This window comes from Frankia sp. CoBUL1 (genome assembly GCF_978021245.1).
In genome coordinates this window covers 20,185-29,125 of record NZ_CDXDOS010000018.1, presented here as the reverse complement: position 1 = coordinate 29,125, position 8,941 = coordinate 20,185, and the positions used below count along the sequence as shown (strand labels likewise).

The following is an 8,941-nucleotide window of genomic DNA, read 5'->3' as shown; positions in this document are numbered from 1 at the left end:
GCGTCACGGGCTGTTACGCGGAAAGGCTCACTGACCCGCCCCTGAATCGACCCATTCCTGAATCGACCCGCGATGGTGAACCGGGAGCCATGGCTGCTCGCGGTTTACCATCGATGGTTCGATGCCCCGGCCCGGCCGGCGGTCAGTTCGCCGGGCTGACCGAGGACATGTTGAAGTCGGGGATCCGTACCGCGGGCATGCGGGTGAGCGTGAACCAGTCCGCCCATTCCCGCGCCATGGTGCGGGTGGTGGCGCCGATCTCGGCCAGGCGGCCGAGCAGGTCGACCGGTGACTCGTTGAAGCGGAAGTTGTTGACGGCCCCGGTGACCTCACCGTTCTCCACCAGGTAGACCCCGTCCCGGGTGAGGCCGGTGAGCAGGAGCACCTCGGGATCGACTTCGCGGATATACCACAGGCTGGTGAGCAGGAGCCCGCGTTTCGTCGAGGCGATCATCTCCTGCAACGACGCGGAGCCTCCGCCGTCCAGGATCAGATTGTCGATCATCGGGGTGGTCGGGACCCCGGTGGCACGGGCGGACGCGCGGGTCTCCACGAGGGCGGCGAGGGTGCCATCCGAGATCCAGTCGGTGGGCCTCAGCGCCAGTCCGTTGTCGAAGACGCTGGACATCGACGAGGAGGACTGCGCGGTCACGAAGGGGGTCGTCGCGAGTCCCGGGTCGTGCGGATCGCTGGCCAGCCGCAGCCCCGCCGGTCCGATCGCCTCGCCGAGACGCGTGCCGCCGCCGGCCCGGCTGAAGACCGTCCGGCCCTCGGCCGCGTCCCGACCGGCAGCCGTCCAGTACATGTAGATCATCAGATCCGCCACCGCGGAGGGCGGCAGCAGCGTCTCGTACCGGCCGGCCGGCAGTTCCAGCGACCGTTTGCACCAGGCCAGCCGGTCGCGCAGCGCCGCGTCGGTACCCGCGACGTCGACGTCGGTGAAGTCACGGGTCGACTGGCCGTGCCAGACCGAGCCGCCGGGAACGCCGCTCTTGGCGTTCCACTCCACGCTGCCGGTCGGCTGGCTGTACCGCAGCCGCAGCCCCGTCGACGTCCCGAGCCACGTGGTGGTCAGATTGTGCTCGGCGAAGCCGAACAACCGCCGCCCGCCCGCCTGCGCCGCGGCGAACGCCTCCGCGAGGTCTCGGGCGAAGGAGGCGAACACCGTGGTGCTGGTCCGAGCGGCCGGATCGGTGAAGGCCTCGGCCGCGTCACCCGCCGACCCCGCACCCGCCGACCCCGCACCCGCGCCGACGTCCGTCGTGTCCAGCCCGAGCAGGTCCGTGTAGTCCTCGGCATCCTCGGCCTCCCGGGCCGCGTCCTCGGCGGCGCGGACGAGTTCCGCGAGGCCGTCGGCATCGGTGGGATGCGGCAGGTCGGTGGGACGCGCGGTGGGGTGGCCGCCGGAACCGGGGGAGTCGATGGTGGAGGCCGTCCGCACCCCGAACGAGCGGCCGATGACGCTGATGACGGTGATCGACCGATCCCGGCTGGCGCCGTTGGTCGTCAACGTGTTGTTGGCCCAGCGCAGGTTCACCGCGCTGGACTCGGTGGCGATCACTACGCAGCCGTCCGCCTTCGACAGGCCCAGGGCGCGTTCGACGATCTCATGGGCGGTCTCGCGCACCGTGCTTCCTCCGTCGGCTGGGGCTGGTTGCGGTCCGGCCGGCCGGCTCATCGACCGGCCTCTCGGCGAGCATTGAGAATGTTGGTGGCGCGGAACAGAGCCGACGGGCAGCCGTGGCTGACGGCCGCGACCTGGCCGGGTTGGCCCTTGCCGCAGTTGAACGCACCGCCCAGCACGTAGGTCTCGGGGCCTCCCACGGCCTCCAGGGATCCCCAGAAGTCGGTCGTCGTCGCCTGGTAGGCGACGTCGCGGAGCTGGCCGACGATGCGACCAGCGCGGATCTCGTAGAACCGCTGGCCGGTGAACTGGAAGTTGTACCGCTGCATATCGATCGACCAGCTCTTGTCCCCGACGACGTAGATACCGCGGTCGACCCGGCTGATCAGCTCCTCGGTCGACGGGCCGCCAGGCGCCGGGAGCAGGGAGACGTTCGCCATCCGCTGGATCGGCACATGGGCGGGGGAGTCGGCGAACGCGCAGCCATTGGAGCGGTCGACCCCGAGCACGGCGGCATTGCGGGCCGCCATCGCCCGGTCGAGCTGATAGCCGACGAACTGGCCGTCGCGGACGATGTCGAACCGGCGGGTCTGCACGCCCTCGTCGTCGTAGCCGATGGTCGCGAGCCCGTGCAGGGCAGTGCGGTCCCCGGTGACGGTCATCGCCGGGGAGCCGTACCGCAGCGTGCCCAGCTGGTCGAGGGTGACGAAGGAGGTACCGGCGTAGGCGGCCTCGTAGCCGAGCGCCCGATCGAGCTCGGTGGCGTGCCCGATCGACTCGTGGATCGTCAGCCACAGGTTCGACGGGTCGATGACCAGGTCGTACGGCCCTGGTTCGACTGAGGAGGCCCTGGACTTCTCGGCGAGCAGACCCGGGATCAGATCGATCTCGCTCTCCCAGTCCCAGCAGCCGGCCGCGGGGCCCGCCACCAGCCACTCCCAGCCTCGACCGACGGGCGGGGCGATCGTGCGCATCGACTCGAAGCCGCCCGCGGGATCGACCCGGGTCGCCTCGATCTGGCAGATCACCCGCATCCGTTGCTGTGTCGTCGTGGTCCCGGTCAGGTCGGCGTAGTACTTGTTCTCCATCACCGCGCTGAACCGGCCGTCGACATGGTCGACCTCGTGCGCCGCGAACAGCGTCCGACACAGGCCGCCGACCCGTTCGACCCGGTCCCGGGCGTCGACCGCGAACGGATCGGTCGCGTAGGCCGAGACCCAGACCGCGTCGGTGTGGGTCGGTTCCGCGGCGAGTTCGACTGGTTCGGAGTTGAGCGGGGCGGCGACTCGGGCCATCTCGACGGCTTCGCGGGCCAGCCGTGCCGCCTCGGCCGTCGTCAGGTCGACGCCGGCGGCGAAACCCCAGGTGCCGCCGTGCACCACCCGGACAGCCAAGCCCAGCGTCGCGCCTTCATGGCGACTTTCCAGCGAGGCGTCGCGGAACGACAGCGAGGAGTCCTTGAGCCGTTCGACGCGGATGTCGGCGTGCGTCGCACCGAGATCACGTGCGGTCTGCAGAGCCGCGTCGGCGAGTGCGGTGCGCGGCAGGGCGAGGAACTCGCCGTCGATCTCGTGAGCCGGCAGCCCGGATGAGGCCGAGTCCTGGACGAGGGGTGCCATGTCCCTATCCTGGCCCGTCTGTGCGACGGGTGTCGGGGCGGCATGCCCGGGTGTCGGGGCGGCATGCTCGGATGACGCTGCGCATGCGGACGCTGCGGGAGCGCGGGAGCGCGGGAGCGGGAGGCGATGCGTGTCCGGATCCGGCCGGGCAGGTATCAATGCGGCGGTCCACCGGGAATCCCCGTCGTCGACCGGGAACCGTCCGGAGGGTATTCATGGAGAGTACCCGGCCCGGTATGCGGCCCGATCGTGATCGGGACGGACCGGAATGCCCAGGAAGATCATCGTGGTTATGGGAAAAGCCGCTCCAGGACGATCGCGACTCCGTTCTCATCATTCGACACGGTGATCTCGTCGGCAGCGGCCAGTACTTCGGGATGGGCATTCGCGACGGCGACCGCGTATCCGGCCCAGGCGAACATCGGTAGATCGTTCGGCATATCTCCGAACGCGATGACGTCGGCGGCGACCACCCTCCGCCCGGCGGCGAGTTCAGCCAGCGCCACCGCCTTCGACACCCCCGGCCCCGCGATCTCGAGAAGGTCCGCGCTGGAGGTTGTGACGACGGCGTCCACCCCGGCGAGTTCGACGATGGCGTCGTACACTTCCGTGAACGGAGCGCCCCCCGCCGGACAAGCAGTTTCGTCGCCGGCAGGACGCCCAGCAGCTCCGAGAACTCCGCGACGATCTCCTTGGGATCCGGCCACATCGCCTCGAAGGCGGGTTCCCGGCCGAAGCGCACGCCGCTTTCGACCGCGAACACCGCGTCGGGAACCGCGGCGCGGATCGCCGCCGCCAGCCGCAGGGCCGTGGCCGATTCCAGACAGCGCTGGCTGACCGGCTCGCCGGAGTCGAGATCGAAGACCAGCGCGCCGTTCGCGCAGATCGCGAGCCCGGAGACCTCGGTCTGGGCGACGACGCCAGCCATCACCCGGCTGGGTCGTCCCGTCACGAACACCACGGTCGCCCCGGCGCGTTCCACCCGGCGCAACGCCCCGCGGGTGCGTTCGGACACCGTGCCGTCGCTGCGGATCAGCGTCCCGTCCAGGTCGGTGGCGACGATCGCGGGCGGCAACACAGTCATCAAGTCAACCAGCAACATGGCGGCCGGTGCAGGGACCCCGGTGCAGGACTCCGTCGCACCGGCTTGCCGGCTGGCCGCGGAGCGCGTGTCTGTGGTCGTCGTGTGCCGCTCCGCACCGCGGGCCCGCGGCGCGGAGGTTGTCCGCCCGGTGACGGGTAGCATGCCGAGCATGCTCCCTGCCGATCGGCCCGCCGTGCCATCCGTCGGCGCATCCGATTCGTCGAATGTATCCAACCTGAAAACATTCGACGAACTCTTCGTCGAGCTTGCCGAGAAATGGCGGCGTCGGACACCCGGCTCGGGAACTGTCGCCGCGCTCGATCAGGGCGTCCACCATCTGGGCAAGAAACTGGTCGAGGAGGCCGCTGAAGCGTGGATGGCGGCCGAGCACGAAGGCCGGGGAAGGGCCGCCGAGGAGATCTCCCAGTTGCTCTACTGGAGTCAGCTGCTGATGATTTCTCTAGGCCTTTCGTTGGACGACGTATACTCCCATCTGTGATCGATTCCTTGCCCTTTCTCGTAGACGCTGAGTAGTGACGATGCTTCGTATCGCGGTTCCGAACAAGGGGGCGTTGTCGGCCGCCTCCGGTCAGTTGCTCTCCGATGCCGGCTACCTCGCGCGGCGCGAGGGGAGCGAGCTGGTGATCGCCGATGTCGAGAACGACATCGAGTTCTTCTTCCTGCGCCCTCGGGATATCGCTGTCTACGTCGGGTCGGGTCTTCTCGATCTTGGCATCACCGGGCGTGATCTCCTCCTCGATAGCAATGCCGCCGCCGAGGAGCTCGTTCCGCTTGGATACGGGTTCGCCACGTTTCGTTACGCCTCTCCGGAGGGGACGCTCGCGGACATCACGGAGCTCGCCGGCAAGCGGATCGCGACGTCGTTCCCCGCGCTGGTCCGAGCCGACCTTGCCGGTCGGGGGGTCACCCCGGGTGGCATCGTGACTCTGGATGGCGCGGTCGAGACAGCGGTGCGGCTCGGTGTCGCGGACGCGGTCGCCGACGTGGTCGAGACCGGCCGTACGCTCAAGGCCGCGGGTCTGGAGCTGCTCGGCGAGCCGGTCCTGCGCTCGGAGGCCATCGTGATCGCCAAGAGGGGCGCGGACCTGTCCCCTTCGCATGAGCGTCTGCTGCGCCGGGTCCAGGGGGTTCTGGTCGCCCGGCGGTATGTGATGATGGACTACGACGTTCCGACGGCCGTGCTCGACAAGGCATGCGAGATCACGCCAGGCTACGAGTCCCCGACGATCTCTCCGTTGCAGCGTGAGGACTGGGTCGCGGTGCGGGCAATGGTGCTGCGCGCCGAGGTCAACCGCATGATGGACGACCTCTGGGAGCTGGGTGCCCGGGGCATCCTCGTCTCCGGGATTCAGGCCTGCCGCCTGTAATCCCTGCCACCCGGAGCTACCTGTGCAGGATGAGCGACATGCCCTCGTTGCGGGTAGCGGTGCTGAGGAACTGGCCACGCACCGCGGATGTCACCGTGGTGGCCCCGGGCTTGCGCACACCGCGCATCGACATACACAGGTGCTCCGCCTCGATGACGACCATCACCCCGCGCGGGTCGAGCACCTCGACGAGGGCGTCCGCGATCTGCGAGGTCAGCCGTTCCTGGACCTGCGGGCGACGGGAGTAGAGGTCGACCAGCCGGGCAAGCTTCGACAGGCCCGTGATCTGGCCCTTGCTGTTGGGGATGTAGGCGACGTGCGCCTTGCCGGAGAACACGACCAGATGATGTTCGCATAGCGACGAGAAATCGATGTCGCGGACCAACACCATCTCGTCGTGGCCCTCATCGAAGACGGTGGTCAGGACCTCGGAGGGATCCCGGCCGAGACCCTCGACGGCTTCCCGGTAAGCCCGCGCGACCCGGTCCGGGGTCTTGCGAAGACCCTCGCGGTCCGGGTCCTCGCCGATCCCGATCAGTAGCTCACGAACTGCGCGTGCGACTCGGTCGTGGTCGAAGGGACGGACCTGCCGCGGCCTGCCATTGCCCGGCGCCAGGGTTGACGCAGCCGGTCCGTCGCCGTCGCCGTCGCCGTCGGGGTCCGGGATGCCGAAACCGTCCATTCCTGGGGCCTCCGCCGCGGGAGATGATTCACTTCGTCGTTCGCCCGCGGCAGTGGACGCCTCGTCGGAATAAGACGTCAACGGCGTCTCCTCTCGTCGTCGCTCGGCCAGCTTGGCGGGGCCCACGGGTTGGCGATCCTCGGCCCGTCATGGGCCGGACCCTCGCCTCCGGGGGGCGCCGGCGCGCCCTGGCCCTGGGGATAACCGTGCCCCCCGGGGCTGCCATTCCCACCCGGAGCACCGACATCCGTGCCGTGCGGCACGCCCCCGCCCGGACCGGACGGGTCGACCCCGGGGCCCGAGCCCGCGGGTGCCCCCGGCACGCCGGCGGGCTGACCGTGACCGCCGGCCCTGTTGCCCCCGGTTCCGTTGCCGCCCGGTCCGCGTCCGGCGGCACCATTACCGTGGCCCGGGTCGTTCACCAGGTCGGCGACATCCGCCGTCAGCAGGCCGAGCTCGGCCGGGGTCTGCACCGGTGGCCGGTCGGAGGGGACGCGACGCCCCACCCCGGTGTAGATGCCACGCACGGGGCGTTTCTGGACCGTCGCGAAGACCTCGGCGACCTCGTCCTTGCTCAGCGTCTCGGTGTCCATCAGCCGCAACACGAGGTTGTCCAGTACATCCCGGTAGGTCACCAGGATCTCCCAGGCCTCGTCGTGTGCGGCCTCGATCAGCCGGCGCACCTCGATGTCGATCTCACTGGCGACCTCTTCGGAGTAGTCGCGTTGGTGGCCGACCTCCTTGCCGAGGAAGACCTCGCTGTTCTCGGTGCCGAACTTGATCGCGCCGAGCTTGTCGCTCATCCCGTACTGGGTGATCATTGCTCGCGAGATCTGGGTGGCCTTCTCGATGTCGTCGCTCGCCCCCGTGGTCGGGTCGTGGAACACCAGCTCCTCGGCGGTGCGCCCGCCGAGCAGGACGGCGAGGCGGTCGAGCATTTCCGAGCGGGTCGAGAGGTACTTGTCCTCCAGGGGAAGCTGCATCGTGTACCCGAGCGCGCGCCCCCGGGGCAGGATGGTCACCTTGTGCACCGGGTCGGAGTTGGGCAGCGCGTGCGCGACCAGGGCGTGGCCGCCCTCGTGGTAAGCGATGCGCTTCTTCTCCTTGTCGCTCATCGCGCGGGTCTTGCGCTCCGGTCCCGCCATCACGCGGTCGATGGACTCCTCGAGCAGCGCCGACGAGATGAATTTCAGGTTGGAGCGGGCGGCCAGCAAGGCCGCCTCGTTCAGTACGTTGGCGAGATCGGCACCGGTGAACCCGGGGGTCCGCCGGGCGATGACCATCATGTCGGCGTCCGGGCCGATCGGCTTGCCCTTGGCGTGCACCCGCAGGATGGCCTCGCGGCCGAGCAGGTCCGGCCGATCCACGACGATCTGCCGGTCGAAGCGGCCGGGCCGCAGCAGGGCCGGGTCGAGGATGTCGGGCCGGTTCGTCGCAGCGATGAGGATGACCCCGCCCTTGACGTCGAACCCGTCCATCTCGACCAGGAGCTGGTTGAGCGTCTGCTCCCGCTCGTCGTGGCCACCGCCGAGTCCCGCTCCGCGGTGGCGGCCCACGGCGTCGATCTCGTCGACGAAGATGATGGCGGGCGCGTTGGCCTTGGCCTGTTCGAACAGGTCGCGAACCCGACTGGCGCCGACACCGACGAACATCTCGACGAAGTCGGAACCCGAGATGGAGTAGAAGGGCACCCCAGCCTCACCCGCGACGGCCCGGGCCAGCAGCGTCTTGCCGGTTCCCGGCGGGCCGTAGAGCAGGACCCCCTTGGGAATCTTGGCTCCGATCGCCTGGAACTTGCCCGGGTTTTCGAGGAACTCCTTGATCTCTTCGAGCTCCTCGATGGCCTCGTCCGCACCGGCCACGTCGGCGAACGTCGTCTTCGGCGTGTCCTTGCTCACCAGCTTCGCCTTGGACTTGCCGAAGTTCATGACCCGGTTACCGCCGCCCTGCATCTGGTTCATGAAGAAGAACAGCAGAAGGACGACCAGTAGTACGGGCAGCAGGTTCAGCAGGAGCGAGACCAGGATGTTTCCACGGTCGACCGAGACGTCGTAGGCGACCCGCTTGTTGCGGAGCTCGTTCGCCAGGACGACACCCTGTTCGGTGACATAGGACGACTCGAACTTCTGGCCGTCCTTCGTCTGGATCTGGATGAGCTGCTTCGAATCCTGGATCTTGGCCTTCGCCACCCGGCCTTCGTCGATCTGCTGCTGGACGAAGTTCAGGTCTCGCTTGCCGTACTCACTGGGACCCGAGAGGACGCCCGTCGTGAGAATGATCACGAACAGGACCAGGAGCAGCAGTGGCACCCAGCCGCGGAAGATTCTTCTTGGAGTCATCTGTCTGGAGCACCGGACACGAGCGCTCCACCCTCCTGACGTGTGTGCTGCCCTCGATCGGGATTCCCTTGTGCCGAGGGTACCGCCGGTGCGCGCATCTCACCGCGCGTACATCCGACCAACGGATCGGCGGCCCGCGCTGTTCCGATCGTGGCGGTCTGATGGTGTTCGGTGTTTCGCTCGTGGCGGATGCGGTGACCGAGGG

General features: G+C 68.8%; 6 protein-coding genes and 1 pseudogene. 2 read left to right on the top strand and 5 right to left on the bottom strand.

Annotated features, from left to right (window positions below; all coding sequences use genetic code 11):
- Nucleotides 1-142 precede the first annotated feature (142 nt).
- The 3 genes and pseudogenes from AC08OX_RS03480 to AC08OX_RS03470 form a co-directional block, all read right to left on the bottom strand.
- On the bottom strand, nt 143-1,678 hold the full coding sequence (locus tag AC08OX_RS03480; RefSeq protein ID WP_476606475.1) for a metallopeptidase TldD-related protein: 1,536 nt from the start codon (nt 1,676-1,678) through the stop codon (nt 143-145).
- Entirely contained in the window at nt 1,675-3,243 is a 1,569-nt protein-coding gene (locus AC08OX_RS03475; protein ID WP_476606474.1) for a TldD/PmbA family protein, read from the bottom strand. The genes AC08OX_RS03480 and AC08OX_RS03475 overlap by 4 nt, the downstream gene beginning before the upstream one ends.
- A gap of 290 nt (nt 3,244-3,533) precedes the next feature.
- A pseudogene (locus tag AC08OX_RS03470) lies at nt 3,534-4,327 on the bottom strand (Cof-type HAD-IIB family hydrolase).
- 16 nt (nt 4,328-4,343) lie between these two features.
- Here AC08OX_RS03470 and AC08OX_RS03465 point away from each other — a divergent pair.
- Nucleotides 4,344-4,826, top strand: a complete 483-nt coding sequence (locus tag AC08OX_RS03465; protein ID WP_476606476.1) for a phosphoribosyl-ATP diphosphatase — start codon at nt 4,344-4,346, stop codon at nt 4,824-4,826.
- 40 nt (nt 4,827-4,866) lie between these two features.
- Nucleotides 4,867-5,715 carry an ATP phosphoribosyltransferase gene (gene hisG, locus AC08OX_RS03460; RefSeq protein WP_476606473.1) on the top strand — a complete coding sequence of 283 codons (849 nt, stop codon included), beginning with the start codon at nt 4,867-4,869 and terminating at the stop codon, nt 5,713-5,715.
- 16 nt (nt 5,716-5,731) lie between these two features.
- On the opposite strand, the gene folE is transcribed toward hisG, so the two are convergent.
- Nucleotides 5,732-6,478 carry a GTP cyclohydrolase I FolE gene (folE, locus tag AC08OX_RS03455; RefSeq protein ID WP_476606472.1) on the bottom strand — a complete coding sequence of 249 codons (747 nt, stop codon included), beginning with the start codon at nt 6,476-6,478 and terminating at the stop codon, nt 5,732-5,734.
- A complete protein-coding gene (gene ftsH, locus AC08OX_RS03450; RefSeq protein WP_476606471.1) occupies nt 6,475-8,736 on the bottom strand; it encodes an ATP-dependent zinc metalloprotease FtsH in 2,262 nt (753 codons plus the stop codon). The genes folE and ftsH overlap by 4 nt, the downstream gene beginning before the upstream one ends.
- Nucleotides 8,737-8,941 lie beyond the last annotated feature (205 nt).